General features: G+C 36.0%; 29 protein-coding genes, 1 pseudogene and 2 other annotated features. Of the genes and pseudogenes, 11 read left to right on the top strand and 19 right to left on the bottom strand.

Features of this window, described 5'->3' with window-relative positions; all coding sequences use genetic code 11:
• Positions 1–6: 6 nt before the first annotated feature.
• Positions 7–504, bottom strand: a complete 498-nt coding sequence (locus AB1284_RS02195; protein WP_429752024.1) for an Lrp/AsnC family transcriptional regulator — start codon at positions 502–504, stop codon at positions 7–9.
• Between the two features lie 268 nt (positions 505–772).
• Here AB1284_RS02195 and AB1284_RS02190 point away from each other — a divergent pair, with 268 nt between their 5' ends.
• Positions 773–1,702: a DMT family transporter gene (locus AB1284_RS02190; protein WP_429752026.1), complete on the top strand. Its 930-nt coding sequence runs from the start codon at positions 773–775 to the stop codon at positions 1,700–1,702.
• 116 nt (positions 1,703–1,818) lie between these two features.
• On the opposite strand, the gene AB1284_RS02185 is transcribed toward AB1284_RS02190, so the two are convergent.
• Positions 1,819–2,181 (bottom strand): MerR family transcriptional regulator, encoded by a 363-nt coding sequence (locus tag AB1284_RS02185; protein ID WP_429752028.1) that lies wholly within the window; start codon positions 2,179–2,181, stop codon positions 1,819–1,821.
• Positions 2,182–2,294: 113 nt separating this feature from the next.
• On the opposite strand from AB1284_RS02185, the gene AB1284_RS02180 reads away from it, so the two are divergent.
• On the top strand, positions 2,295–3,056 hold the full coding sequence (locus AB1284_RS02180; RefSeq protein WP_429752030.1) for an SDR family NAD(P)-dependent oxidoreductase: 762 nt from the start codon (positions 2,295–2,297) through the stop codon (positions 3,054–3,056).
• A gap of 91 nt (positions 3,057–3,147) precedes the next feature.
• Here AB1284_RS02180 and AB1284_RS02175 read toward each other — a convergent pair whose 3' ends face one another.
• Positions 3,148–4,275 carry a cation:proton antiporter gene (locus AB1284_RS02175; RefSeq protein WP_429752032.1) on the bottom strand — a complete coding sequence of 376 codons (1,128 nt, stop codon included), beginning with the start codon at positions 4,273–4,275 and terminating at the stop codon, positions 3,148–3,150.
• A gap of 320 nt (positions 4,276–4,595) precedes the next feature.
• On the opposite strand from AB1284_RS02175, the gene AB1284_RS02170 reads away from it, so the two are divergent.
• Positions 4,596–5,999, top strand: coding sequence for an amino acid permease (locus AB1284_RS02170; RefSeq protein ID WP_429752034.1), 1,404 nt, complete (start codon positions 4,596–4,598; stop codon positions 5,997–5,999).
• A 47-nt stretch (positions 6,000–6,046) separates the two neighbouring features.
• On the opposite strand, the gene AB1284_RS02165 is transcribed toward AB1284_RS02170, so the two are convergent.
• The 3 genes from AB1284_RS02165 to AB1284_RS02155 form a co-directional block, all read right to left on the bottom strand.
• Positions 6,047–6,247 (bottom strand): hypothetical protein, encoded by a 201-nt coding sequence (locus tag AB1284_RS02165; RefSeq protein ID WP_429752035.1) that lies wholly within the window; start codon positions 6,245–6,247, stop codon positions 6,047–6,049.
• 90 nt (positions 6,248–6,337) lie between these two features.
• Complete coding sequence (locus tag AB1284_RS02160) at positions 6,338–6,940, bottom strand: DedA family protein (protein ID WP_429752037.1); 603 nt, start codon at positions 6,938–6,940, stop codon at positions 6,338–6,340.
• Between the two features lie 11 nt (positions 6,941–6,951).
• A complete protein-coding gene (locus AB1284_RS02155) occupies positions 6,952–7,230 on the bottom strand; it encodes a YkvA family protein (protein ID WP_429752039.1) in 279 nt (92 codons plus the stop codon).
• 420 nt (positions 7,231–7,650) lie between these two features.
• Here AB1284_RS02155 and AB1284_RS02150 point away from each other — a divergent pair, with 420 nt between their 5' ends.
• Positions 7,651–8,472: a Ku protein gene (locus AB1284_RS02150; protein WP_429752041.1), complete on the top strand. Its 822-nt coding sequence runs from the start codon at positions 7,651–7,653 to the stop codon at positions 8,470–8,472.
• A gap of 84 nt (positions 8,473–8,556) precedes the next feature.
• Here the strand turns inward: AB1284_RS02150 and AB1284_RS02145 are convergent, their stop codons facing one another.
• Positions 8,557–9,336 carry a DUF2935 domain-containing protein gene (locus tag AB1284_RS02145; RefSeq protein ID WP_429754369.1) on the bottom strand — a complete coding sequence of 260 codons (780 nt, stop codon included), beginning with the start codon at positions 9,334–9,336 and terminating at the stop codon, positions 8,557–8,559.
• Positions 9,337–9,432: 96 nt separating this feature from the next.
• On the bottom strand, positions 9,433–9,822 hold the full coding sequence (locus AB1284_RS02140; protein WP_429752043.1) for a VOC family protein: 390 nt from the start codon (positions 9,820–9,822) through the stop codon (positions 9,433–9,435).
• A 107-nt stretch (positions 9,823–9,929) separates the two neighbouring features.
• On the opposite strand from AB1284_RS02140, the gene AB1284_RS02135 reads away from it, so the two are divergent.
• The 3 genes from AB1284_RS02135 to cotJC are packed head-to-tail and all read left to right on the top strand — an operon-like array spanning position 9,930 to position 10,999.
• Positions 9,930–10,145 carry a spore coat associated protein CotJA gene (locus AB1284_RS02135; RefSeq protein ID WP_429752044.1) on the top strand — a complete coding sequence of 72 codons (216 nt, stop codon included), beginning with the start codon at positions 9,930–9,932 and terminating at the stop codon, positions 10,143–10,145.
• A 20-nt stretch (positions 10,146–10,165) separates the two neighbouring features.
• Positions 10,166–10,417 (top strand): spore coat protein CotJB, encoded by a 252-nt coding sequence (locus AB1284_RS02130; RefSeq protein WP_429754370.1) that lies wholly within the window; start codon positions 10,166–10,168, stop codon positions 10,415–10,417.
• Positions 10,418–10,429: 12 nt separating this feature from the next.
• A complete protein-coding gene (cotJC, locus tag AB1284_RS02125; protein WP_098308199.1) occupies positions 10,430–10,999 on the top strand; it encodes a spore coat protein CotJC in 570 nt (189 codons plus the stop codon).
• Between the two features lie 236 nt (positions 11,000–11,235).
• Here the strand turns inward: cotJC and trpB are convergent, their stop codons facing one another.
• Positions 11,236–12,432, bottom strand: coding sequence for a tryptophan synthase subunit beta (trpB, locus tag AB1284_RS02120; protein ID WP_429752046.1), 1,197 nt, complete (start codon positions 12,430–12,432; stop codon positions 11,236–11,238).
• Positions 12,433–12,508: 76 nt separating this feature from the next.
• Positions 12,509–12,773, bottom strand: a binding site (T-box leader).
• 263 nt (positions 12,774–13,036) lie between these two features.
• Here trpB and AB1284_RS02115 point away from each other — a divergent pair.
• On the top strand, positions 13,037–13,627 hold the full coding sequence (locus AB1284_RS02115) for a DUF2441 domain-containing protein (RefSeq protein ID WP_429752048.1): 591 nt from the start codon (positions 13,037–13,039) through the stop codon (positions 13,625–13,627).
• A gap of 184 nt (positions 13,628–13,811) precedes the next feature.
• Positions 13,812–14,068, top strand: a binding site (T-box leader).
• A 55-nt stretch (positions 14,069–14,123) separates the two neighbouring features.
• The gene (locus tag AB1284_RS02110; RefSeq protein WP_429752050.1) at positions 14,124–15,482 is read left to right on the top strand and encodes an amino acid permease; all 1,359 of its coding nucleotides are present in this window, start codon (positions 14,124–14,126) and stop codon (positions 15,480–15,482) included.
• A 348-nt stretch (positions 15,483–15,830) separates the two neighbouring features.
• Here AB1284_RS02110 and AB1284_RS02105 read toward each other — a convergent pair.
• Both AB1284_RS02105 and AB1284_RS02100 read right to left on the bottom strand, forming a co-directional pair.
• Positions 15,831–16,823, bottom strand: a pseudogene (locus tag AB1284_RS02105) (ABC transporter permease).
• Between the two features lie 2 nt (positions 16,824–16,825).
• The gene (locus AB1284_RS02100; protein ID WP_429752052.1) at positions 16,826–17,722 is read right to left on the bottom strand and encodes an ABC transporter permease subunit; all 897 of its coding nucleotides are present in this window, start codon (positions 17,720–17,722) and stop codon (positions 16,826–16,828) included.
• Positions 17,723–17,979: 257 nt separating this feature from the next.
• Between AB1284_RS02100 and AB1284_RS02095 the strand changes: the two genes are divergently transcribed.
• Complete coding sequence (locus AB1284_RS02095) at positions 17,980–19,104, top strand: LCP family protein (RefSeq protein ID WP_429752054.1); 1,125 nt, start codon at positions 17,980–17,982, stop codon at positions 19,102–19,104.
• A gap of 162 nt (positions 19,105–19,266) precedes the next feature.
• On the opposite strand, the gene AB1284_RS02090 is transcribed toward AB1284_RS02095, so the two are convergent.
• From AB1284_RS02090 to AB1284_RS02055, 8 genes are all read right to left on the bottom strand, one after another.
• Complete coding sequence (locus AB1284_RS02090) at positions 19,267–20,046, bottom strand: sulfite exporter TauE/SafE family protein (RefSeq protein ID WP_429752056.1); 780 nt, start codon at positions 20,044–20,046, stop codon at positions 19,267–19,269.
• Between the two features lie 111 nt (positions 20,047–20,157).
• Positions 20,158–20,637 (bottom strand): DsrE/DsrF/DrsH-like family protein, encoded by a 480-nt coding sequence (locus AB1284_RS02085; RefSeq protein WP_098308181.1) that lies wholly within the window; start codon positions 20,635–20,637, stop codon positions 20,158–20,160.
• Positions 20,638–20,745: 108 nt separating this feature from the next.
• Entirely contained in the window at positions 20,746–21,042 is a 297-nt protein-coding gene (locus tag AB1284_RS02080; RefSeq protein WP_429752058.1) for a rhodanese-like domain-containing protein, read from the bottom strand.
• Between the two features lie 16 nt (positions 21,043–21,058).
• Positions 21,059–21,427 (bottom strand): rhodanese-like domain-containing protein, encoded by a 369-nt coding sequence (locus tag AB1284_RS02075; protein WP_429752059.1) that lies wholly within the window; start codon positions 21,425–21,427, stop codon positions 21,059–21,061.
• Between the two features lie 21 nt (positions 21,428–21,448).
• Positions 21,449–21,676, bottom strand: a complete 228-nt coding sequence (locus tag AB1284_RS02070) for a sulfurtransferase TusA family protein (protein ID WP_429752060.1) — start codon at positions 21,674–21,676, stop codon at positions 21,449–21,451.
• Between the two features lie 69 nt (positions 21,677–21,745).
• A complete protein-coding gene (locus AB1284_RS02065) occupies positions 21,746–22,876 on the bottom strand; it encodes an MBL fold metallo-hydrolase (protein ID WP_429752062.1) in 1,131 nt (376 codons plus the stop codon).
• Between the two features lie 48 nt (positions 22,877–22,924).
• Positions 22,925–23,494: a sulfurtransferase TusA family protein gene (locus AB1284_RS02060; RefSeq protein ID WP_429752063.1), complete on the bottom strand. Its 570-nt coding sequence runs from the start codon at positions 23,492–23,494 to the stop codon at positions 22,925–22,927.
• An 88-nt stretch (positions 23,495–23,582) separates the two neighbouring features.
• Positions 23,583–23,846, bottom strand: coding sequence for a metal-sensitive transcriptional regulator (locus AB1284_RS02055; protein ID WP_154712724.1), 264 nt, complete (start codon positions 23,844–23,846; stop codon positions 23,583–23,585).
• A gap of 357 nt (positions 23,847–24,203) precedes the next feature.
• On the opposite strand from AB1284_RS02055, the gene AB1284_RS02050 reads away from it, so the two are divergent.
• The gene (locus AB1284_RS02050) at positions 24,204–26,420 is read left to right on the top strand and encodes an MMPL family transporter (protein WP_429754371.1); all 2,217 of its coding nucleotides are present in this window, start codon (positions 24,204–24,206) and stop codon (positions 26,418–26,420) included.
• The last annotated feature ends 7 nt before the right edge of the window (positions 26,421–26,427 follow it).

Here is a 26,427-nt window from a genome sequence, read left to right as displayed (position 1 = left end):
GCGGAGCTAAACAGCTCCGCCATCTTTTTCGCTCTGCAGGGGCAATACAGTAGAATACTTAATTTCTCGCAGTGCTAAACTCGTTTGAATTCTCGTAATACCGAGCATATTTAATTTACGAATAAAACGTTCCAGCTCGCTTCGATCTCGGTGCACAACTTTTAAAATATAATCATACTCCCCCGTTAAACAATGACATTCTAATACTTCTGGCATTTCGTTCATAGCCTTCTCTAACACTTCTAGCTTCTCCGCTTGATGAATATTTGTACTGACAAAAATAAAGCATAATAAACCAAATCCCAATTTCTCCTGATTTAAAATCGCTACTTGCCGGTTAATAAACCCTTCACTTTCTAATCGTTTCACCCGTGCATGTGTAGCTGGCGGCGAAAGATTCACGCGGCGTGCAACCTCAGCGTTACTAAGCTGTCCTTCTTGTTGCAGCACATCTAAAATTTGCATATCTAAATCATCTAACCCTTTGCGAACTACATGTTCCATTTCCAATCTCCTTTTTTACAACAAACGATTATTCACCAAAACATATAACAACTGCACTTAAAATGAATAAAATTCTGCAAAATAAAATAACAACTTTACATTATTTCGAATTTTATTAATTACACAAAATAACATATATGACAAACAAGAAAAATGCTACAATTTACATAGTTTACAGTATATATCCTACCACCGTGCACAGTGGCTATCTTTCATCAAATGGGCAATGCGCAAGCCCTACTTTCTTGTAAAGGAGCTAACTCATATTATGCCTTATGTCATTTTATTACTCATCACAAGCTTATTGTGGGGCGGAAATTTCGTAGTGGGAAAATCTCTTGTCGAGCATGCTTCTCCGATGACACTGACTACTCTTCGATGGATTATTGCAGACATTTGTCTTTTCCCCATTGTATGGTTAAAAGAAAAGAAACTTTTTCCACCGAAAGATGCAATTCTCCCTTTATTTCTTATGGGGGTTACTGGCGTTGTTTTCTTTAATATTTTTCAGTTTTGGGCATTAGAACATACATCAGCAACAAATGTTGGTCTTATTTCTACATTAAATACGATTTCTATCGCTGTTTGTTCCGCCCTATTTTTAAAAGAAAAAATTAACATCTTTCAAATTACATCTATGATTGTCTCACTTTTTGGAGTTACTCTCGTTCTTTCAAAAGGAAAAATGGATACCCTACTTTCCTTACATTTTAATATAGGTGATTTATGGATGATGGCTGCGGTATGTGTATGGGGAATTTATTCCGTTTGCAGCAGATGGGCAACAAAAAAGACGACACCAATGATGTCCACCTTATATTCTGGTATCTTTGGTATCATCATACTAGCTCCCTTTAACATCTCTCATTTTACTATTTCAAATATGAACGCTTCATTCTTAGGATCCATTCTGTATACAGGCGTTATCTCAACTGTGTTATGTATGGTTTTTTGGAATATCGGTGTCCAAAAATTAGGTGCGACTACTTCCGGTATTTTTTTAAATTTCAATCCTATTTTCACTGCTATTTTAGCGTTTCTATTATTAGGTGAACAAATGACGTGGATTCAAATTGTAGGAAGTATGATTGTTATTGCAGGGTGTTATTTATTCTCACACTTTAAATCTAAAACAGTTCCTAAACAAAAATATACAACTCCGCAGCATACAAATACTAACGTTGCACGTAGCAGCTAAAATATTGAATATATCAAAGAAATCCCGCCACTTCTCTTTAAAGAATGAAGCGGCAGGATTTCTATATTATATAGAGCGCAATACACTTAATTTATTTGCTCTTATAGAACCTGTATCTAATTTTGTTTACTGATGAAATCTTTGTAAGCGGAAATTTTATACTCAAGCATCTCATCCGCAGATTTTAACGTTCTGATTTGTTCCTGAATGGAGTGTTTATGTTCTTCTAAAAGGTTTAATCGCTCTGTTGTGGTATGGTCTCCTTCTAAAACTAATGAAGCATATTTCTTTATTTTCGCAATGGGCATTTGTGTTTCTTTTAACTTGATAACAAATTGCAGCCATTTCATATGCGAGTCGTTATATCGTCTGTCTCCACTTGTATCACGAACGGGAATTATAATTTTTTCCTTTTCGTAATACCGCAATGTATGTGTACTTATCCCTAATATTTTAGCCACTTCACCAATAGTGTGCATAAAAAAACCCCCACATTAAATTCCTCTTGACTTAGAGTTCACTCTAATCAGTATAATCAGCTCATAGTTCTTTCACAATAAAATAAAATTAATAAAATTCAGGAGGAATTTATATGAAATATACAGTTATTACAGGTGCCAGTTCAGGAATCGGGTATGAAACGGCTCTTGCTTTTGCGGCTCGCGGAAAAAACTTAATCCTAGCAGCACGCAGAACGGAGGAATTGGAAAAATTAAAATCAAAAGTGGCTGACATTAACGCAGATCTGGATGTTGTCATTCGAACTGTTGATTTATCTGTTACTGCAAATGTTTATGAATTCTACGAAAGTCTTCAGGATTATCAGATTGAAACCTGGATCAACAATGCTGGATTTGGAAACTTTGCTTCCGTTGGGGAACAAAATTTAAATAAAATTGAGAAGATGCTTCACTTGAATATTGAAGCCCTAACTATTCTGTCCTCTCTTTATGTACGTGACTATGCAAATATTGAAGGAACGCAACTCATCAATATTTCTTCTGGAGGAGGATACGTGATTGTCGCCGATGCTGTGACCTATTGTGCGACAAAGTTCTATGTAAGTGCCTTTACAGAAGGTCTAGCACAAGAACTGAAAGAAAAAGGAGCAGCCATGCAAGCAAAAGTATTGGCTCCCGCTGCAACTGAAACTGAATTTGCTAAACGTTCTTTGGATGCGGATGAGTTTACTTATAAAGGAGCCGTTCCAAAATTTCATACTGCAAAAGAAATGGCCGGATTTATGTTAGATCTTTACGATAGCGAGAAGGTACTTGGAATTGTGGATGGAGAAACGTATGAATTCGAATTAAGAGATCCAATTTATCCGTATGTGACACGGACAAGAAAATAGTTTTTAAAATCACCAATTTCCGGTACGTTAAAAAGTTGGTAATTCTTAATAGGGGTAATGACAGAGTGTTGTCATTACCCCCTATACACTCTCAAACAAAATACTTCTTCAACAAAGGGGGCGTGATAATCGTTGTCAAAATAACAACAATCACAATCGACGTAAAATTCTCTTTCGCTAACAGATTCGCAGTCAATCCGTTAGAAGCGATAATAAGTGCCACCTCTCCCCTTGATACCATTCCCGCTCCAATACTAATAGAGGATCGTAAATCAAATCCCGTTAATCTTGCTCCGAGTCCTGAGCCAACTAATTTTGTTACTATAGCAATAATGGTCATAATGACAATGAACCATATTTGGTTTCCTAATCCTTGAAAGGTAATTTCCATTCCAATACTAACGAAAAAGACTGGGACGAAAATCGCATACGCAATTGGCTCAATTTTACGTTCTACTTCATGCTTATATGAAGTTTGTGAAATTGCGATTCCGGCAGCGAATGCCCCAATAATTCCAGCAATCCCCATGACTTCACTATAATAAGCGAATGAAAAACAAATAATGAGCGCTGCACTAATTAACGACTCTGAAACACGAAGCGGTGACAATATTTTCATAATGAAAGGGACACCTTTCCAGCTAATTAGAAAAATAGTAACAAAAAAGATGACTTTCTTCGCAATTACCAGTGTTACACTCACATCTTGTGAACCGAGAAAACTCATCACAAATGCTAACAATATAACAACGATCACATCATCAAATACAGCAGCTCCTAAAATCGTTGTACTTTCCCTCGTATTCATTTTTCCAAGATCTCGCAATGTTTGAACGGAAATACTAACAGACGTAGCACAAAGAAGCAGTCCTAAAAAAATTGCATGTGCCTGCGGCATTCCAAATAAAAGGCCTGCAACATATCCTCCAATAAACGGAAAGATAATCCCCCCTATTGCTACAGCAAAGGACGATGTAAGGTTGCGGTTTAGTTCCTCTAAATCTGTTTCAAGTCCTGCCATAAACATAAGAAGCAATACACCAATTGCACTTAATTCATCGATAAGCTCAGAACTATTAATAATACCAAACATAGCTGGGCCAATAACAATTCCAATAATTAATTTTCCTAATACAGCTGGTTGTCCAAGCCGAACACTAATATCACCAGCAAGTTTTGTGCAAAGTAAAATGATGACAAGTTCAAAATAAAATAACATAGTTATCTACTCCTACATAAAAAATGCATTAATTTCTTACAATAGTGTTTGCTCAAATATGTCGTTTTATTTGTTACACTTTTCATTGACGAAATATTCTGAATTATGATAAATTTACTAATGAAATTACATATTTATCCTAAAAATAACGTACAACTGCACCATTCTCCATTTTATTTATACATAATACTATTTCTACTCTCTACTTAGTGCTCTAAGGGGCTACGTTTAAACTTAGCAGTTGTATCTATTTATCCCGTACTAACAACGGGCAGTAAGACCCCTACTAATGATTAACCTTATAGAGAGGAGATTCAAATTTGAAAACACTTTTACGAAAGAAACCCCTTACAACCGAAGCACCACGTCAACTCAATCGAACATTAAGTGCCCTTGATTTAACCTTTTTAGGAATTGGAGCTGTTATCGGAACCGGTATTTTCGTTTTAACCGGTATTGTTGCGGCAAAGCACGCTGGTCCTGGTATTATGCTATCCTTTCTACTCGCTGCCTTTACGTGTGCATGCGTCGCTTTTTGCTATGCTGAGTTTTCATCTTCTATCCCAATTTCAGGAAGTGTTTATACATATGCTTATATGACAGTTGGGGAAATTGTTGCTTTCATCATCGGCTGGTGTTTAATGCTTGAATATTTGCTCGCAGTTGCTGCCGTTGCCGTCGGCTGGTCTGGTTATTTACAATCCTTGCTGCTCGGATTTGGAATCAAACTCCCGACCATCATCGCCTCTGCCCCTGGTATAGGAAAAGGCGGCATCATTGATTTACCAGCTGTTCTCATTATACTTCTTATTACAACATTATTAAGTAGAGGCATTCGCGAAAGCGCTCGCATAAATAACATTATGGTACTCATTAAACTAGCCGTCATTATTGCTTTTATCGTTGCCGGCGCAAAATATGTAAAACCAGCAAACTGGACACCGTTTCTACCATTTGGTTACGACGGCATTATCGCCGGTGCCGCAACTGTATTCTTTGCTTTTTTAGGCTTTGATGCGATTGCAACTGCTGCTGAAGAAACAAAGAAACCACAGCGTGACTTACCAATTGGAATTATTGGTTCTCTTCTTATTTGTACCGCACTATATATCATTGTTTCCTTTGTATTAACTGGTATGGTTCCTTACACACAATTAGACGTATCAGATCCAGTTGCTTTTGCTTTGAGGTTTGTCGGTGAAGACACGATCGCTAGTTTGCTGGCAGTAGGAGCAATGACTGGAATGACAACTGTTATTCTCGTCGTTATGTACGGACAAGTCCGCGTCTCTTATGCGATGAGCCGCGATGGATTATTGCCAAAAGCATTATCTCGTGTAAATGAAAAATTCAAAATTCCTTTAGTAAACACATGGATTATGGGTATCGCTGCTGCTGCACTTGCTGGTTTATTAGATTTACATCTGCTTGCAAATCTTGTAAGCATCGGTACATTAACAGCATTCACGTTCGTTTCCCTAGCGGTACTTATTTTACGAAAAACACATCCAAACTTACCGAGAGCATTCCGAGTGCCATTCGTTCCTATTTTACCAATCGTTGCAATTTGCTGTTGTCTATACTTAATGTTTAACCTGTCAAAAGAAACATGGATTGGATTTGGAGTATGGCTAACAATCGGTTTATGCGTATACTTTTTCTATTCGAAACAAAACAGTAATCTACTCATTGCCAAAACGGATAATGAAAAAAAAGAAGCGTAAAAAAGTAAGCTCGCTATCCTTAGCGAGCTTACTTACGTTTTCCGTCATCACTTCTGTTCTTTCCTCTTTTTCCAAGTTTCAATACTTTCAAAGAAAAAGTTAATAAACAATGCTCCTAGTCCTGCTAATATAAAAGTGACTAAAAAAAGAATCCACAGACTTTTCTCTTGCAAATATTTATATCCGACTAGGAGCACAACAATAATCCATATATATTCAAGAATTCTTTTTATCGCTTTTTTCGACATCTAATCAATCCGCTCCTTATAAACAATCTCTATTCTATTTTAACATACTCTCTTCTTCTTTAAAGAACGGTCATGTATAGAGTCTCCATATCAATATTCCGTTCTACTTTTTTTCTTAACCATTTTGGAAATAACCACTCCAAGCATAAAAACAAAAACAACTCCTAATATAGGCAACATATACTGATCCACCATAGCACCAGCCTTCTGCCAATGCGGGCCAAGCTTCATTCCAACATAAATATAAAGGGTGGTTACCGGTACCATCGCCACAAATGTGTAGATAGTAAACTGCACAATATTCATTTTCGCCATTCCGCATGGAATCGAAATAAGTGTGCGTACACCTGGAACAAATCGTCCTGTAAATGCTACCACAGGGCCATATTTTGCAAAGAAATGATCCGCTTTTTGAATCTGTTCTTCTTTAATGAAAAAATACTTTCCATATTTGAGTAATAGCGGACGGCCTCCATAATATCCTAAGGCATACAATGTTAATGGTCCTGTTGTTCCCCCAATTGTTCCTGCTAAAACCGCAATCCAAAAACTCATATCACCTTCATATACCCAGTATCCAACGAGCGGTAATACAATCTCAGCAGGAACAAATTCAAACGTTAAAGCAAAAATAACGCCAAAATAAGAGAATTGCTTTAAGTAATGAATAAAATCTAAAATAAGCTGCTCCATCTATCTTTCTCCTATTCTGCTAATCCATATTTATCCTGCAAATGAACAGGTGCCATCTTCACAATGCACTGCAAAATAAATAGAATCACCGCTACATCATCCAGCACACCAAAAAACAATAAAAAGTCTGGAATGATATCGAACGGAAACATAACATATCCACATAAGAATAAAATAGAAAGTACCTTTTTCTTAAATTCCACATCCTTTGATGTAAAGAATTCAAATAAAAACGGAATAAATTTACGGACTTGGAAGATTAAACGTATTCTTTTCCACAACTTTCTCATATCCTTTCTCCTCTCTCAATCTCTTATTACAGCATATAAAAAGGACCTTTACCAAAATGGTAAAGGTCCTAAAAAGACAATAAGGGGCCTCTACCACGTCTGGTAAAGGTCTCACTAACAACATATTGTTGCTAATAAAGCCGAGGGTTTCTCCCTGTAATGACGACTTTATTATGAAAGTTACTCCCCTTTATACACGTAATTTTATAAGGTCATCTTAAAAGGTTTAGTAGAAAATGTCAATACTTTCTATCACTGCAATAATTGATTAAAATGAAATGTTTATTGTCTATGCATGGGCTATTACTTAGTAACGCTGTCTACTGAAGCGCCTATGTATAAGAAACCTCCATCGCTAGCATAATATGTATATTCATTTTCTTTACATAACAATAATTCTATATAAAGGAGGATATTCTTGTGCATACAATTTGGAAAGGTTCTCTCTCACTTGGGTTATTAAAGATCGGGATTAAATTGTATAGTGCAGTAGAAGAAAAAGATGTTAAGTTATTACACCTTCACAAAGATTGTCTCACCCCTATTAAATATAAAAAGATTGCTCCCGATTGTTCAGATGAAGAAGTAGAAGAAGCAGAAATTGTGAAAGCTTACGAATACGAACCTCATAAATATATTATTTTAGAAGAACAAGAATTAAATAATTTGAAAAAAGAACACGAATTACGAGCAATCCGCATTCTTTCATTTGTTCAACAAGATGAAGTAGATTCTATTTTTTTCGACCGTTCTTATTTTATTGGTCCTACTCCAGGTTCAGAAAAGGCATATTTATTGTTAAAAGAAGCGCTTGAACGCACAAATAAGTTAGGACTTGTCCATATTTCCCTTCGTCAAAAACAACATTTAGCAATCATTCGTAATTTTCGCGAAGGTTTAATGCTGCAAACCATTCACTATTCGGATGAAATACGAAAAGTGGAAAGTATTCCAAATCTGCCGAAACATGAAGAAACACCTTTGCAAAAACAAGAGCTCGTTGCTGCAATGAATCTCATTCACCACCTGACAACTCCCTTTACACCAGAAGAATATACAGATGAATATAGAGAAGCCCTCCTTGACCTCATTGAAGAAAAAATAGAACATGACGAAAAAACTGAAACCATTTTCCCACCTAAAAATATTGTAGATATCATGGCAACATTAAACGCGAGTATTGAACAAACAAAACAACGATCTAAACAAAAGAGCAAACCCAACAAACGAAAAGCAAAATAAAGTGAAACTTCCATCAGTAGGGGACTTTATTTTACACTGATGGAAATTTCACTATCCAGAAGTAGCGGGATAAATCAGCTACTTCTAAAAAGGAGTACAATTCGGAATTTCTATCCCTGAAGATTGTGCAAGTTTCAACAGATAATAGCACTCTTCTCTTGCCATATGATCCGCTATTCTCGCCGAAAACGAACTTAGTATTTGTTCCGATAACTCTAGTTCTTCCAATTCATGAAGAAAACGCGAAAATAAAGTAAGTTCTAATGAAACATCTTTGGTGAATTTCTTTAAAGCAGGAAAAGATGATAATTCTGTCCGTAAATAACCAGTCATTTCAACCGCTTTTAAATAAAATTGCTCAAAATGTTTTACATATGCTTCACTTTTTTCTTTTAAACGCTTCTCAACAAGATCTAGTTCGCTAGAAATGGCTCCTGCATGACCGGCTGCATCTGTTAACCATACGAGATGATAATGTAATTCGTGAAAAAGAGGAGGAACTTTACCTTCCATCAAGTTTTTTAGTACTGTTATGTATTCTTCTACTTCATTCACCATATGATTAAGAAATGTAGGAGTAAGATGAATGACAATTTTCCCTTCTAATTGCTTACGAATAATATGCAGTTTAAATTCTCTAATTGCATTCGCTGCCTCATTCGCCTCTTTTGCAAATGAAATTAAGTTGGCATTCTGAAGTTTCGTTGACAACTCACCAAATTTTCGCTCAAAATTCATTGCCTTTTGAATTTCTTCCTTTTCCTTTGGGGCTAAAGCATCTCCTAGAAAGTGTGCGTGATCTTCCAAAACTCTTAGCCAAAATTTATGCTCAAATAAGGCACTTTCTTCATAAGCCCGATCCATCATATTCTTCCCCCTCGCAGCAAACATTCTTTATTATGTATATTCATCAGGCTTTTTTGTATGTGTACCCGAGGCAGAAAAAAACTCTAGAAGATGTTAAGCTAAATTTTCACTCTTCAATTGTGCTTCCAGCTGAATCATATGTTGATCCGGGTCATAAACGGATAGCACTTTTTTCCCCTCTACATAATCTTCCATTTCTGTATACGTTACATGGTAGTAATCTAATTTTTTAAGCAGATTTTCCACCTCACACAATTGCATATTCACTTCTATTTTTGGAAAAATCCCTTCCTCATTCACCGCTTGTTTTCTTTTATTTACAATGCAACAAATTCGCACAGATCCAACATCATACCATACCCCTGGCAAGTCTAATTGAGGACGGTGCCTACTAGGCTCAAAACCTAATATCCCCTCATAAAAATATAATGTTTTCTTCAAATCTCTTACCTCTAATAAAACAGAATGTACAACCTTGTCCACAATCCAGCCCCCTTTCGCACCTATTAGTTGTTGTATATGAGTCATAAATAGTAATTATGCGCGAATACAATACATAATATCAGTGTTTCACAAAGGAGGTGCACGAATTGGATAAATCCGTAAAATCGTATGTACCGTTTCACAGCCCGCAAGATCCGTGTCCACCTATCGGAAAAAAGTTCTACTTTACTCCCCCGCATTTATATATGGGATTCCAACCGCCAAATTTACCGCAATTCTCGCCAAATGAAGCCTTAAAAAAAGGGACGTTGTGGCCTGCTTTATATGATTACTACGAAAACCCATATAAGAAAGGACGGTGAGAAAAATCGTGGCTCAACAAATGTCAGATGAATTTTATAAATGGATGGAAGAACTGCAGGAACTCGATTTTGTATTAGTAGAGCTCACTTTGTATTTAGATACCCATCCTGATGATGTTGCATCAATTAAACAATTTAATGACTTTTCCTATAAACGTAGATTACAAAAACAAAAAATAGAAGAAAAATATGGTCCTCTTCAACAATATGGAAATAGTTATTCAAATGCACCTTGGGAATGGAATAAAGGGCCTTGGCCATGGCAAATGTAAAGGAGCAAACATATGTGGATATATGAAAAAAAATTACAATACCCTGTGAAAGTAAGTACTTGTAATCCAAAACTTGCGAAATTTTTAATTGAACAATACGGCGGTGCCGATGGCGAATTAGCTGCCGCATTACGCTACTTAAATCAACGCTACACCATTCCAGACAAAGTTGTCGGTTTATTAACAGATATTGGAACAGAAGAATTTGCACACCTCGAAATGATTGCGACAATGGTGTATAAATTAACAAAAGATGCCACACCTGAGCAAATGAAAGAGGCCGGACTTGATGCTCATTATGCTGACCATGATAGCGCCATTTTCTATCACAATGCCGCAGGCGCCCCTTTTACAGCAACATACATACAAGCAAAAGGCGACCCAATTGCAGATTTATACGAAGATATAGCCGCGGAAGAAAAAGCAAGAGCAACCTATCAATGGCTTATTAATATGTCTGACGATCCTGATATAAATGATGGATTACGTTTTCTACGAGAACGCGAAATTGTTCACTCCCTACGCTTTCGAGAAGCAGTCGAAATTTTAAAAGAAGAACGAGATAGACAAATTTATTTTTAAAATGTAACTATGCACATTAACGAGCAGTAAGCCCCCCACCTCCAGATTCAGAGAAAAGCAAAGAAAATAGTTTTTGGATAACTGCTAGCATGCGCCCGATTGGTGAGAGCTTTCCATCAGTGGGGATAAGACCTCCAACTGATGGAAGTTTCACTTTACCTTAAAATCTTTTATACTATATGTGATTTGTTATTTTACGAAAGTATTTCGTTGTACCAGAACGAGATACTTTCTTTTTATTTTTCATTTCTATTTTCTAATTCAAATACTTGTTGCACGTCTTTATCGCCGCGGCCAGATAAGTTTACAATAATCGTTTGCTCTTTCGATAAAGTAGGGGCAAGTTTCATCGCATACGCTACAGCATGTGAGCTTTCAAGTGCAGGAATGATGCCCTCTACTTTTGATAACGCATGAAATGCTGCTAATGCCTCATCATCTGTAATGGATACATATTGTGCGCGGCCTGTATCTTTATAATAACTATGTTCAGGACCAACTCCTTGGTAGTCTAAACCAGCTGCAATGGAATGCGCCTCAGCAATGTCACCATTCTCATCTTTCATCATATAACATTTAAAGCCGTGAATAACTCCCGGCTCTCCCGCTGTTAACGGCGCAGCATGCAAACCTGTTTCAATTCCTTTTCCCCCTGGTTCAACACCAACCATTTTTACTTCTACATCATTATAAAATGGTGCAAATAAACCGATGGCATTACTGCCCCCGCCTACACATGCAACGATATAATCCGGAAGACGGTCTTCTTTTTCAAGATGCTGTTGTTTCGCCTCGTATCCAATTACAGATTGAAAATGGCGGACAATTGTTGGATACGGATGCGGACCTAATGCAGAACCTAACAAATAAAATGTATTTTCATAATGAGTTGCATAATCTACTAAAGCAGCATCCACAGCTTCTTTTAACGTGCGTCCTCCTTCTTGCACAGCAACTACTTTAGCGCCCAGTAATTCCATACGAAATACATTTAACGCTTGGCGCTCTGTATCTAAACCACCCATATAAACCGTACAATCTATGCCAAACATCGCGCATGCTGTTGCTGTTGCAACTCCATGTTGCCCTGCTCCTGTTTCAGCGATAACTCTCTTCGCTCCCATGCGTTTTGCCAATAATATTTGGCCAATTACGTTATTAATTTTATGTGCACCTGTATGATTTAAATCTTCACGCTTTAAATAAATTTTGGCACCACCTAACTGCTCACTTAAACGATTCGCATAATATAACGGATTTGGACGACCTACATATTCCTTTAGGTAGTATTGAAATTCCGTTATAAACTCTGGATCATCTTTGTACATCTCAAAAGCCTCTTCTAAATGCTGTAATGCTTTCTGTAATGGTTCTGGTACAAAGCTTCCTCCATATTCTCCAAAGAAGCCCTCTTTTGCTTGTAATAATTCCATCTTTTTATCCTCCCTTTCAAAGTAAAAACGATGAGAATTTGAGCAATAAAAAAGCCCTCTACATACCTATTGGTATGTAGAGGGCGATATATTACGATACCGTGGTGCCACCTCTATTGACCTTCTATCCTGCTAGAATAAAAGAATCCACTTTTATTGGATACGGAATGTCACATTCGATATCCTCATCCTTGTAACGGCGGAACCCGGGTCGCATACTCCAACTGTTTCAACGTACCTCTCGTAAGTCCATTCCCTATGATCTGTCGTACTGGTTCACACCATGCCCAGCTCTCTGCAACGCCTCAACTATAGGTACTCTTCTTACTCATCGATTTTTACTTATTTAGATTTGATTTTGATTATATATAGCTTGTAATGCAGTGTCAACTAAAACAGAATGACAAGAATCTACATTATTTTAAAATAATAATAGTTCTCGCAATTCGAATACATCTTGTAAGATCATTTATTTTTTATAACGCTGTTTTCTTAAAAATTGTTGTTTTTAGCAATTGTTTTATAACAATAGTACAATTTAAATAAATGACAATCAGTGTAACACCCAACCATTTGCGGCTACTGATGAAATAGGAGGCAGATTATGAAAGAAAACGAATTGTACGCTTATCATATTGTTACTAGAAAGAAAATGAGTCTTGGGCAGATAATCAACTTTGATAAGAACCAAAACAATACCTTATACCATTTCTTCTTTGAGAGGGAACAATTGAATTCAAAAGGCGAAGACTTTATTCAAATTTTTCAAGATCATTATACAAATGAAGGCTTGAACTTGAATAAAGAGGATTCCGAGGTAGCTATTCAATATATAGACCAAACAATCAGAGCTATTAGGGAAGTGATAGTAGAAATGGTTAGACTACAGGAATGTCCTGAATATCCTTCAAGATTATCTTGCTTATACGCTGCGAAAAGCTATGAAGACGCATTGAAATGGAAAGAGTTATTTGACTCTTACAATCGTAAAGTTTTACAGATTGTGAAACTACGAGTTATTGGGAATTCTTTCGAGGGAGATGGAAAACTTTTACCAAAGGAAGATGGAATTCCTTTCTCTCAAAAAATTGAACAAGCTAAAGAATATTGGAAAGGTAATGTAAAAAACGAGCTTCCTGAGCTATTGATTAACGGAAAAATTGAAGTGGTAGAAATTATGAATGATTTCTCATAAGCCAGTAAATTATCTTGAAGAAAAATTAAAATATAAAAGTCCTAAATCCTTCTCACAATGTGAGAGTTCCTTTATTTACCTTTGATTCTGAAGTATATAAAATTTCATAAAATTCTTGACATCCAAATTTTCTTTCTATATATTAATCCATAACATTAACAAAACATCTTATAAGACAGACATAATAAACACAATGATTAGGAGTAGTAGAAGAATTCTCATGATGTGCAGAGAGCTGTGGGGTGGTGGAACACAGTCACATGAAACTTCGAACTCGCCTAGGAGTGGAAAAGCTGAACAAAGTAAGATATGTTAGGCTTTTACGGTTGATTTACGTTATAAAATTTAGCATAAATAATGTGCAAAAAGCTGGATTTCCCTGTATGTGAGGAAGTCAATAAGAGTGGTACCGCGGTAGGTTCTAGGCCCATCGTCTCTTCAAAGAGATGATGGGCCTTTTTATATATTTACAACATAGAGAGGAAGGGAAAATCATATGACAAATAAACAAGAAAGTTTAACACGTACAATAACAGCGCGCCATATTATGATGATGGCCCTAGGCGGGACTATAGGAGCTGGTCTGTTTAAAGGAAGTAGTACAGCTATCGATATGGCAGGACCATCGGTAATTATTGCCTATTTATTTGGAGGAATAATCTTAATGTTTGTCATGAAAGGCATGGCTCACATGGCATTAGAAAATCGACAAGCTAGAACATTTCGAGATTTAATTCAACCCGTTCTAGGTAAATATGCAGGATATTTTTTAGATTGGATTTATTGGAAAATGTGGGTACTAAATATAGCTGCAGAATCATTAGTAGCAGCTACATTCCTTCAATATTGGTTTCCAAATATACAAATTTGGATTTTAGCTTTCATCGTTTCTATCGCTGTTACTATAGTAAATTTATTTTCAGTGAAACTATTGGCAGAAACAGAATATTGGCTTGCCTTATTAAAGATTACTGTCATTGTATTATTTATTGTATTTGGTTTTATTGTTCTACTCGTTCCATTTCAAACTCATACTGCAATAGGATTTTCTAATCTATCATCACACGGTGGATTTTTTCCAAACGGTATGCATGGATTAATTTCAGCTATGCTAGTCGTAATCTATTCATATGGTGGAGCCGAAATGATAGGTGTCACTTTAGCGGAAACGAAAAATCCTGAAAAAGCTATACCAAAGGCTGTAAGAGGAACACTAATTCGAATTATTTCTTTTTACATTTTACCTTTCTTTATCATAGTCAGTTTGATTCCATGGAATCAAGTAAATGGGGTTCCAGAAAGTCCGTTTGTAATGGTATTTAAAGCTATAGGAATTCCATATGCGGATCACGTTATGAATGCAATTATCCTATTAGCCATTATCTCTTCCATGAATGCTGGATTATACGCATCTTCACGTATCGTATATACACAAGCACAAGATGGACAACTTCCAAAAATATTTACAAAGTTATCTCGAAAAAAGGTCCCTGTTTATGCAATCCTAGCTTGTACATCTTCTTTATATGTAGGGGTGCTTATCTCTTTATTCGCCGGAAGCAAAACGTTTAACTATTTAATGGGGTCTCTTGCGTATACAGTATTATGCATTTGGATTATTATTACGCTAGCGTATTTGAAAATTCGTGTGCAACAATGGAAGCAAAATACCTATTCAGCTCGCTATTTTCCTTATACAACATTCGTATCTCTTTTAATTTTAATTTCCATATTAGTAAGTGTAGTTGCTACTACTTCTATAATGGTAACAATTATCACATTTTGTATTTATTTATTGATTACCTTGATTTATTTCAAAGCTTCTTCTCGTTTCACCATGAAACAAGCTGCTTAATGGAGTGGACGTTCCCCGTCAAAGAGCAAAATTCTATTTCACGTTCAAATTAGAATTTTAACTGAGTGAATAGAAACTGAGAAAAAAGAAATTTAGAAGGTGACTCATGCATCAGAAAACAGAACATACGTTTCGTTTCATTCCAATCATATTAGTTATCAACAATTTATTCAAATTTCAAGTAACTTCTGTGGTATCGAATCCAGAGGTGGGAGTCTTACTGCCCTAAAGTAGCGGGATAAACTCACGAATAGCCAGAAAACATGCAAAAGCAGCTGGATTCATCCAGCTGCTTATTTTTCACTTTCTACAAATGGTCTTCCGCACAGCCATAACAAAAATCTACATTCACATCGTATGTTTAAACGCAAACAATTCTTCTGTTGCTATAGGTTGTTTCTCTTCCCTCTTCTCCTGTTTTATACTCTCTCCTAGCTTTGCCTTCATTACTGCATCCTGTATACATTTTACGATTATATTTCCTGAAAAAATGGTTAATCCAAAACAAGTAATAGGTACAAGTGGAATCCATGGATGAACCGTTAAAGATTGAAAATAAAATCCAATTAACCCCGACCATTCATGAGTATATGACTCTATCTCTCCCTCATAAAAAATAACAGTTCCTCCAAAAAATAAACCTAATAAACCGAGATGCAGCAAGATAATAAGTGTTTGCACGAATTGCTGCATAAATACAATAACAAAGGTTGAATATAAGTGCGGAAAAACATGCTTCATGATAATATGTCGTTTACTGCCTCCTAAAATTCTAGCAGCATCAATAAATTCTTCTGTTAATAACTTACGAATTTCATTGGCAATGTATAAAGAAATTGTCGGAACCGCCAATACCGTTAATAAAATGATTTCAAACGAAGCTCATTCAAAAAAGGTAGAAGTTGCTTCACCATTGTCAAACGGAATTGCATAGCGTAGTAAAAAAGCCGCAATCATAACCATTGGGATGATTGTAAAGCTATCAAAAAAAGCCTCTATTTTTGTAAATCCTCGCTTTATATATGTTCCAAGAAAAACACCGAAACAAATACCAAATGCTATGCGTAATAACGCAATAAGTACAGATACACCGATTGTCCACTTCGCACCTTCAATGACTAAATTTAATAAATCAAATCCCTTGTGATCTGTTCCAAGCCAAAACTGGAATGAAGGTGGAAATGGAGCTACTACAGGTGTTCCACCTTTATCGAACTGAATGGAAACTCTTCGAATATGCCCATCATTAAAAAGAGTGTTTCCAACGCTTAATAGAACAAGTATAACAATGAATGATACACTCATCCAAAACCGTTTATCACGTTTTATATATTGCCACATCATTATAGCCTCTCTTTCATTGCATTTGGAACGAGATAATGAAACAGCTTGAAAATAATAAAAATAGGTATATAAAGAAGCAATAAGCTCACTGTAAAAACAGGAATACCTGCTGCAAAATTAACATTTGTGGTTTCCCTTACAAATACAAACACCCCATACGTATTAAACAGCCATTCAATAATGTACAAATTTGATAGCATAAACCAAATGTTCGTTTTTGCAAAAAAGAGCGTGCTTAATAATACATTGCGTAATACGTGATGATTTAAAATATATAGCCTATTTAATCCTTTTGCCTTTGCAAACAGTACATAATCTTTTTCAAGTTCTGTTTCAAAACGGAGTAATAATAGTTTTACAAACATAATTGTTGTCGGTACACTTAAACAAATAATTGGTAATCCTCGAATGGATTTCTCGCCTATCCCCGAAATATTTACCGCTAAAATGCCTGTTTGTTTAAAAATCCAAATGACAAAAAGCTGCGAGCCAATGATGAGAAGAATATCCGGAATAGATTCAAGAAATAGTAAAAATGATTTGATTTTTTCTTGAACACTCGTACTGCTGCGTAAAATAATATAAACAATTAGAAAAGCAATCAAAAGTGAAATAAAAAAAGAAGCTAAAAAGATAATCATCGTTTCTTTATAATGGACAAATAATTGAGGAAATAGCGGTCTTGGCTGCGGATCTTTACTAATTGGTAAATACGTCATCGAGGACATATGTAACAAACTATTACACACCATTTTTACCGTCTCTATATATTTATGAAAATCTATTTTTAATCCTTGAAATAAACCAGGCAACGCTCCTAAGCAAATAATTCCGATAATCGATAAGGCGAACTGCACAATCACTTCCGAACTATGTATGAAAACCTTCTTTACCATACCCCTGCTCCCATCCTTTTTCTTCCATTTTATATACATATTTTTTAATTATAAATATTTTCTGGAAATTTATATTTTAAAGTCATCGGCTCCCTAGTATCTAAATAACTACTTTTTGGACAGATTTTTTTATAAAAAATAGACCGAAAATTCGTAAATTGTAAGTAATTTGTAATGTTCTTTTTTATAACAAAGAATTATAATTAATTGATATAAGCGTTACACTAGCTTCAATTATTGATAAGGGAGTATATCAAATGGATCAACAACCAAATTTGCGTGAACATAGGCATAAAAAAAGCTATAAAGGTTTTAAAATTGCAGCACTTGTTCTTGTATTATTTTTAGTTAGCGGGGGAGGCTACACTTGGTTTTTAGTGAATAAGGCATCTTCTGCTGTGCGAAATGCTTCTCATGATCTAGAACGCGGTGATAAATCCAAATTACGTGAACAGGCTGTCAAACCCATTTCTAATAACGTATCAGTTTTAATTATGGGGATTGATGAAAATCAAGGACGCGAAAAAGAGTACGCTGGCTCATTTCATACAGATGCGCTGCTACTGGCAACTTTTAATAAAGATAGCAAAACAGTAAAACTAGTAAGTATTCCACGTGATACATACTCGTATCTTCCAATAGAAAAGAAAAAAGATAAAATTGCACATGCATATGCATTTGGTTCTGTGAAAAATGGAAAAGATGGTGGCCCTCAAGCTACTATTGATGCAGTAGAAAAACTATTTAATGTTCCTGTCGATTATTTTGTAAAATTTAACTTTAAATCTTTCATTAAAGTTGTCGATGATTTAGGGGGAATCGACATGGATGTACCCGTTACATTTACAGAACAAGATAGTAACGATACAGCTGGTGCCATACATCTTGAGAAAGGATACCAGCATCTAAATGGAGAACAAGCCCTAGCCTTAGCAAGAACACGCAAAATCGATAGCGATGCTATGCGCGGTCAACGTCAACAGCTTGTTATTGAAGCTACTGTGAAAAAATTAGCGAGTGCTGGCTCCATAACAAAAGTAGGAAAAATCATTGATGATATTAATGGGGATTTTAAAACAAACTTCTCATTTGATGACATGTTATCATTCTACAAATATGGTATAGGTTCTTCAATTACAAAAGAACAACTAGCCGGCGAAGACTGCTATATGTCAGAGGATAAAATCTGTAAACCTACTTATGCTCCGAAACATACGTATTACTACATGCCTGATAAAAAAAGCATAGCTAACATAACAAAACAACTTCGTGATCACCTTGGACTTCCTGCTGATACAAAGCGTGTAGAACAAGAAGAATCAGATGATAATCAAAAATCATCATCCAAGAGTAAAACAACTAAATCAACCAATGACAATTAATGTGAGAGATAAGTCCTATGAAAATAGGGCTTATTTTTTATATGGCTTCTTTTAAATAGTAAGAGTTTTTCATCAGTGGAAGGCAAAGCCCCCTTTACAAAAAGCTTTTGCGCAAGAAAATCCTTACGACAAAATTTCTTGCACAAAAGCAAAGTGAGTATATTACAACAACATATCCATCCAAATTTTAACCGATGTTGCGACAATTAATATCGCTAATATCCACTGTAATATTTTTGGATTCATTTTTTTACCGACACTCGCTCCGATAGGGGATGCAAGTAAACTTGCGATAGCAATGATAATAGAAGGAAATACAACCACTTGTCCCGTAGAAATTTTTCCAACCATAATACCTATAGATGAAATAAACGTAATCGCTAATGACGTTGCGATTGTCATACGTGTAGGCAATTTCAGGATAACAAGCATAATAGGTACTAGAAGAAAAGCTCCTCCTGCTCCAACAATCCCTGAAGCAGAGCCTACAATAAAAGCTAAAACACTGCCTAACCATTTATTATACGTAAGTTCCTCTAAAGGAAGATCATCACGATTCTTTTTCGGTACAAACATCATAATGGCTGCAATTGTAGCTAAAATCGCATACACAATATTTACTTGATTCTCATCTAATACCTTTGAACCGAGACTCCCTATAAAACTTCCTACTAAAATACTCGTTCCCATATATAACACTAATTTTTTATTTATATAACCACTTTTACGATACGCCCATACACCTGCAAAAGTCGCAAAAAATACTTGTACAGCTGTAATTCCACTTACTTCATGTGCCGTATACCCAGCAAATCCTAATAACGCGGGAATATACAAAATCATGGGATAGTTAATAATGGCACCACCAATGCCGACCATTCCTGAAATAAATGAACCGATAAAGCCAATTATAAAGAGCACAATGATAAAGCCAAGGCTCATGTTCATTCTTCCCCCTTTTGAAAAGAAGGTATCCTATTCATAGAATACCCTAATCAATTTCTTTATTTCGATACGTACAACTACCCATTAGAGATTTAAAAGGGGTTGAAGTTAAATAAACAAGTTTACATTTCCTTCAGACGCATCCGCTAAATATGCTGCAACTCCTGCAAATTCGACATCTTCCATAATTTCTTCTTCTTTTAGTCCTAATAAATCCACTGTCATTTGACAAGCGACTAGTTTTATTCCTTGTTCTTTCGCCATATCAATTAAATCTGGCAGTGGCATTGCATTATGTTTTTTCATGACATGCTTAATCATTTTCGGTCCCATGCCTGCAAAATTCATTTTCGATAACCCCATCTTATCTGCACCGCGGGGCATCATCTTTCCAAACATTTTCTCTAAAAAATTTTTCTTTGCTTTTATCGGCTCATCTTTCCGAAGCGCGTTCAATCCCCAAAATGTATGGAAAATGGTTACTTCTTGATCATAAGCTGCTGCACCATTTGCGATAATATACGCTGCCATCGCTTTATCGTAATCTCCGCTAAATAACACTATTGTTGTTTTTTTCTTTTGTTCCATATTGACTCCTCCTATTATTACTTATACCCGTATAGGTAATTAAAAAATCTGTACAAAGCCCTTTCACAACTGAAAGGACTTTTTATCTTCTGTTCATCTATTTCATAACTACTCTGTTTTCCCTTCCCAAGCCAACATACCACCATTCATATTGATAACTTGGAAACCATGACTTTCTAAAAACTGAACTGCTCGCGAGCTTCTGCCACCAGAGCGACATACAATTACGTACTCTTTATGTTTATCTAACTCATGCATACGAAACTCTAATAAGCGAAGTGGAATATGAAGCACTCCTGGAATTTTCCCTTCCGCAACTTCTTCTACCTCACGCACATCAATCATGTTTACCGTTTCATTACTCATAAGTTTATGTTCTAATTCTTTCGCAGTGATTTCTTTCATTTTTCATACATCCTCCTTAACTCCAAGCGTTCATACCGCCTGAAACATTTACAATGTGTTTGAATCCTAGTTTTTTTAATATTTTTGTTGCTTGTTTACTTCTCATTCCACTCTGGCAAATTACAACCACTTCTTTATTTTTATCTAAGCTATTTGCTTTTTGCACTAGTTCATTTAATGGAATGTTACGAAATCCGTGAATATGATTGCCTCTAAATTCCCCTGGTGTACGTACATCAATCAATTGCTTATTCTTTTTCATAATCTCATCTTTTAGTTCTTTTCCACTTATATTTTTTACTCCCTTAACAGGTAAAAAACGAGAAACAATAAACCAAGCAATAAGTGTAATAAAAACGATGTTCAATACTGCATTCGTACTCATCCAACATGCCCTCCAAATTTCTTATGCCTTTTTAATCCAGAACTTTAAAACTCCGTCTTCTTCAACATGTTGTAATACTTCATGTCCACCTGTTTGTGACCATGCTGGAATATCTTTTATAGCACCTTTATCTGTTAAATGAACCTCTAGCACCTCTCCAGATTGCAAGGCATCCATCGCTTTTTTTGTTCTGACGATTGGCATTGGGCATGCTAATCCTTTTGCATCTAATACTTGTTTTACATTCATTTTATATACCTCCAGTGGTATGTTTTATTGTAAATTTGTTTCCTAATAGAAGATAATTAGAATCTCATGTTATTCATGTACTGCACAGCGATTTGGTCCTATTTCCATTTCACGTTGTTCTTCTTCATTTGGATTGATTTTCCCCATATTCGTTTGACGAATTTCTTGATATGCATTCGGCTGTGGTGGTAAGTTTTCTGTAACTGTTTTACGAAACTCAGCCTCATCCTCAATATTTAATCCTGCATTCTGTACAAATAAATCTTTCAATTTTGCGCTAACTATGCCTTGTTCATCCAGTTCACTCACTTTAGAATAATGAGCTGGTAAAACAACTAACTCTTGAGATAGTTCTTTGTAACGTTTATATAAAGTAGTACGTAAATCACTTACCCAGTCTTCTGCCTTACCCGCAAGATCTGGGCGACCGATGGAATCTACAAATAAAATATCACCTGATAGAAGATAAGAATCATCTACGATAAATGACGTACTTCCAATTGTATGACCTGGTGAATAAATTGCTTGAATGTCAATTTTTGTTGTTCCAACTGTAATAACAGTTCCTTCTACAAGCGGCTCATAAGAAAATACGACCTCTTCTGCATCTTTTGGTGGTAACCAATACGTACCGTTTACCTTCTCAGCTAACTTACGACCGCCAGAAATATGATCGGCATGTAAATGTGTATCTAAAACATTCGTAATTACAACACCTTGTTCTTTCGCAAAATTTTCATAAGCTTCGATTGTGCGTACAGAATCAATCACTGCCGCTTCACCATTCGAAACAACCATATATGATAAACAACCTTTTCCGACGCGGTTAAATTGATAAATACTGCCGCCATCTTTTAAATTACCTACTTTAATTGGTTTAACATACTCACTCCAAGCTTTCATACCACCAACTAAATAATAGACATTCTCTATGCCAGCTTCTACGAGTTGTTCAGCGACAAACATAGAAGATCCTTCTTTCGCACATACAACAAGAATATCTTGATTTTTTGGCAATTCAGCCAAAATACCGTCTACACATTCTAATAGATCAAAGTATGGCTTATTAATAGATGCTACTTGCTTTCCTTCGATTTTCCAATCCACATAATCTGCTTCATTACGAACATCTAAAATAAATAGTTCTTCAAACAACACCTTCTCAGCAACATCTTTCGCTTGTAATCCTACAATACCCATTACCTTACCCCCTATGGTATATTTTCATTTAAAAAAATAAAAAGCTCTTTATTCCTTCTCCAAAGTACCTTGCCACTGCGACATACCAGGGACTACATTTTTTACATTCAAGAAACCTTGTTTTTCTAATAACTGACATGCTAGATCACTGCGGCTACCTGTGCGGCAAATGACATAAATCGGTTTTGTTTTATCAAGCTCACTCCATCTTTCGTCTAAATCACCAAACGCAATTGAGACAGCAGATGGCACATGACCAAAAGCAAATTCAACTGGTTCCCGTACATCTAATACAATACAATCTTCTTGAGATGCTAATTTATTTTGTAGTTCTTCATTGGTCATTGTATGAAGATATTGAATGGCTTCCTTCATTTCCTCTTGACGTGCTTTTCGTAAATAATGCTTCAAAACACCGTTCTCGTCTTTCGTACCGAGATATTGATGTCCTACATTTTTCGCCCAAGCTTGAATATCAGCTACTGAGCCTTTATCTGTCGCTTCCACTTCAATGACTTGCCCTGCTTCTAGTGTGTCCATTGCTTTCTTCGTCCGAACAATTGGCATCGGGCATGCTAAACCTTTACAATCCAAAGTAGTATTCACTTTTATACTCATGTTTCCTTCCTCCTGAAACTATTATTATACATATACCTGCATGGGTATATTAAAATCGTTTTTAAAATCTGTCAAATAAATTGACAGATTATCTACTTTTTACAAGTAGTTGTACAGCCTCTTTGATTACATCTTCATTAGATGTATCACCTTTTTCAAACTGCTCGCGAAGGCATTTTTCTAAGTTCGTTCCGACAATTAATCCAATCGTACGATCCATGGCAGAGCGTGATGCAGTCAATTGTGTAATTACTTCCTTACAATCTTTTCCCTCTTCCATCATGCGAAGCACACCGCGAATTTGTCCTTCAATTCGCTTCAAACGATTTTTCATATCTTGGCTATATTCCAATGTATAAGCACCTCCATACTTTCATTTGTTTTATATTAAAGTAAAGTGTTTATTTAACCTTATACACGTATATTATACCCTGCAGGGTATTTTGTAAACCCCTCTTTTTTATTTTTTTATGATAAAGTGAACCTTCTATCATTTGGGAATTTTTCATCCCTTACTGATAGAAAGCTCTCACCAATCGGGCGCATACCAGCGGTTATCCCCCATCTCTCCTCTTCGCCTTTCTTTCAATAAACAGAAACAAAGTTAACAGCTAATTATCGACATAATTTTTGTAATATTCTGTTCATATTCCGTTCATATTTCTATTCTAAAATTTTCCTGAAACTAAAAAAGGAGGTTACATATGTGATGAATCGTCCTTTATCCAAACTTGCCCGCTTCATAAGTAGTCCAAAGGGTGCCAAAATAGTTTTAATTGCTTGGATTCTTGCTATCGGCGTTTTAAGTTTCATCGCACCATCAGCCAAAAAGTACGCAACAAGTAGTGGTGAAGGAAGCATACATGAAGATACGCCGTCTGCTGTAGCGCAAAAGATAGTAGACGAACAATTTCCATCTAAAGATGGTGCCGTCGCCCTCCTTGTTTTTCATGGAAAAAACGCCATCACTGAGGCTGAGCGCGCAAAAATTTCAGAAATTAGCAAGTGGCTTTCTTCAGATGATAAACCCAAAAATGTAGCAAGTGCCTTACCATTTCACCAACTCCCAAAAGCCACACAAGATAAAATGTTTTCCAAAGATAACACAACCATTCTTTTAAATGTTGCCCTAACAAAAGGTTTAGAATCAGATCAAATTTATGAAACATTAGATCAAATTCGAAACCATGTAAAACAAATGGATATCGGTGACTTAAAGCTTGAGATTACAGGTCCAGCTGGAATTGCAGCGGATACGATTACGCTGTTCAAAAATGCTGACTTCGTATTAATGTTTGCAACAATCGGATTAATTCTCATTATATTAATCATCATTTATCGCTCCCCATTGCTCGCTGTCATTCCATTAATCATTGCTGGTATCGTATATGAAGTAGTCGATCGCATTTTAGGATTAGCAGGCCAAAATGGATGGTTCGTCGTTGAAAAACAAGCTCTTTCCATTATGATGATTCTGCTCTTTGCAGTTTTAACAGATTATTGTTTGTTCATTTTAGCCCGTTATAGAGAAGAGTTAAAAAAGAGGAGTTCAAAATACGAGGCTATGCAAGTCGCATTAACGCAAGTAATAGAACCTATTTTATTCAGCGGCGGAACAGTGCTGGTTGCGATGCTTACATTGTTCTTTGCTGTTTTTAATGCATATCATAACTTTGCCCCAGTATTTTCAGTTGCCATGGTGTTCATTCTTCTTGGAGGCATCACACTCATTCCCGCTCTATTTGCACTAGTAGGTCGAAAAGCATTTTGGCCTTTCATTCCAAAAGTAGCCGAAAAAGAAGAAAAGTTAAGCGGCTTCTGGACAAATGTAGGCACTCTTGTAAAGAAAAAGCCTTCCATCACAGCAGGTATACTTTTAATTATGCTAATCCTTGCCTCAATTAATGTCGGATCCATGAAATATTCATTTAATTTAATGAAGTCATTTCCAAATGACACTTCATCGCGGCAAGGTTTTGAAATTTTGGAGGAAAACTTTCCACCAGGACAATTAGCACCTGTGACTGTCATTTTAAAATCAGACAAAAAAATTGTACTGGATCAATCCTTCCTTGATAAATTAGCTTCATTATCAAACGCAATGAAAAAACTAGATGGGATAAACACCGTCACACCGGAAATCACTTCCGCATTAGCGGCACCCAATGCGAACTTACCAAAAAATTTCTTATCAGAAGAAAAGCATGCCATCAGACTGCAATTGACTTTACAAGACAATCCTTACGACAAAGCAGCTTTAAATACAATAAATAAACTACGAGACAATAGTAAGGACTTGTTAACAAAGAGCGGCTTTGATTCACAGCAATATTCATTGCATTATAGTGGGCAGACAGCACAGCAACTAGATGTGCAATCTTTAAATCAAAAAGATACAATCATGACGTTCTCACTCATTTCAATTTTCATTTTCATTATGCTTGCATTCCAATCAAGATCTATCATTATAGCACTAACAATGATGATAACAATGTTACTTTCCTATGCGGCAACCCTAGGGCTAGGATGGATGATCTTTCATTATATTTTAGGTTACGACTCGATTAGCTATCGTCTGCCGGTCTACACCTTTGTGTTTCTTATTGCATTAGGAGTCGATTATAATATTATGCTTGTATCCCGAATCAAGGAAGAGGCGCAAAAATATGAATGGAAAGAAGCTGTGGCACGCGGGGTTGCTTTAACGGGAGGCGTCATTTCATCAGCAGGTATCATACTCGCAGCTACATTCGGCGTACTCATTACGCAACCACTTCAGGAACTCTTTCTGTTCGGATTGACAATGACAATGGGCATTTTGATTGATACGTTCCTTGTTCGTGGTATGCTGCTCCCTTCGATTCTAATTTTTTTCAAACTAAACCGTTCTAAGCAAATTTCTTCAATTCCAACAGATTTGAAATAACCTAATG

This window comes from Bacillus sp. S2(2024) (assembly GCF_050474045.1).
GTDB lineage: Bacteria > Bacillota > Bacilli > Bacillales > Bacillaceae_G > Bacillus_A > Bacillus_A yunxiaonensis.
This window is presented reverse-complemented; position numbering and strand designations above follow the sequence as displayed.

Coding starts and splice junctions, on each gene's coding strand:
- AB1284_RS02195 (WP_429752024.1), bottom strand. CDS start 504: ATGGAACATGTAGTTCGCAAAGGGTTAGATGATTTAGATATGCAAATT.
- AB1284_RS02190 (WP_429752026.1), top strand. CDS start 773: ATGCCTTATGTCATTTTATTACTCATCACAAGCTTATTGTGGGGCGGA.
- AB1284_RS02185 (WP_429752028.1), bottom strand. CDS start 2,181: ATGCACACTATTGGTGAAGTGGCTAAAATATTAGGGATAAGTACACAT.
- AB1284_RS02180 (WP_429752030.1), top strand. CDS start 2,295: ATGAAATATACAGTTATTACAGGTGCCAGTTCAGGAATCGGGTATGAA.
- AB1284_RS02175 (WP_429752032.1), bottom strand. CDS start 4,275: ATGTTATTTTATTTTGAACTTGTCATCATTTTACTTTGCACAAAACTT.
- AB1284_RS02165 (WP_429752035.1), bottom strand. CDS start 6,247: ATGTCGAAAAAAGCGATAAAAAGAATTCTTGAATATATATGGATTATT.
- AB1284_RS02160 (WP_429752037.1), bottom strand. CDS start 6,940: ATGGAGCAGCTTATTTTAGATTTTATTCATTACTTAAAGCAATTCTCT.
- AB1284_RS02155 (WP_429752039.1), bottom strand. CDS start 7,230: ATGAGAAAGTTGTGGAAAAGAATACGTTTAATCTTCCAAGTCCGTAAA.
- AB1284_RS02145 (WP_429754369.1), bottom strand. CDS start 9,336: ATGGATCGGGCTTATGAAGAAAGTGCCTTATTTGAGCATAAATTTTGG.
- AB1284_RS02130 (WP_429754370.1), top strand. CDS start 10,166: ATGTCAGATGAATTTTATAAATGGATGGAAGAACTGCAGGAACTCGAT.
- cotJC (WP_098308199.1), top strand. CDS start 10,430: ATGTGGATATATGAAAAAAAATTACAATACCCTGTGAAAGTAAGTACT.
- trpB (WP_429752046.1), bottom strand. CDS start 12,432: ATGGAATTATTACAAGCAAAAGAGGGCTTCTTTGGAGAATATGGAGGA.
- AB1284_RS02115 (WP_429752048.1), top strand. CDS start 13,037: ATGAAAGAAAACGAATTGTACGCTTATCATATTGTTACTAGAAAGAAA.
- AB1284_RS02110 (WP_429752050.1), top strand. CDS start 14,124: ATGACAAATAAACAAGAAAGTTTAACACGTACAATAACAGCGCGCCAT.
- AB1284_RS02100 (WP_429752052.1), bottom strand. CDS start 17,722: ATGGTAAAGAAGGTTTTCATACATAGTTCGGAAGTGATTGTGCAGTTC.
- AB1284_RS02095 (WP_429752054.1), top strand. CDS start 17,980: ATGGATCAACAACCAAATTTGCGTGAACATAGGCATAAAAAAAGCTAT.
- AB1284_RS02090 (WP_429752056.1), bottom strand. CDS start 20,046: ATGAGCCTTGGCTTTATCATTGTGCTCTTTATAATTGGCTTTATCGGT.
- AB1284_RS02085 (WP_098308181.1), bottom strand. CDS start 20,637: ATGGAACAAAAGAAAAAAACAACAATAGTGTTATTTAGCGGAGATTAC.
- AB1284_RS02080 (WP_429752058.1), bottom strand. CDS start 21,042: ATGAAAGAAATCACTGCGAAAGAATTAGAACATAAACTTATGAGTAAT.
- AB1284_RS02075 (WP_429752059.1), bottom strand. CDS start 21,427: ATGAGTACGAATGCAGTATTGAACATCGTTTTTATTACACTTATTGCT.
- AB1284_RS02070 (WP_429752060.1), bottom strand. CDS start 21,676: ATGAATGTAAAACAAGTATTAGATGCAAAAGGATTAGCATGCCCAATG.
- AB1284_RS02065 (WP_429752062.1), bottom strand. CDS start 22,876: ATGGGTATTGTAGGATTACAAGCGAAAGATGTTGCTGAGAAGGTGTTG.
- AB1284_RS02060 (WP_429752063.1), bottom strand. CDS start 23,494: ATGAGTATAAAAGTGAATACTACTTTGGATTGTAAAGGTTTAGCATGC.
- AB1284_RS02050 (WP_429754371.1), top strand. CDS start 24,204: ATGAATCGTCCTTTATCCAAACTTGCCCGCTTCATAAGTAGTCCAAAG.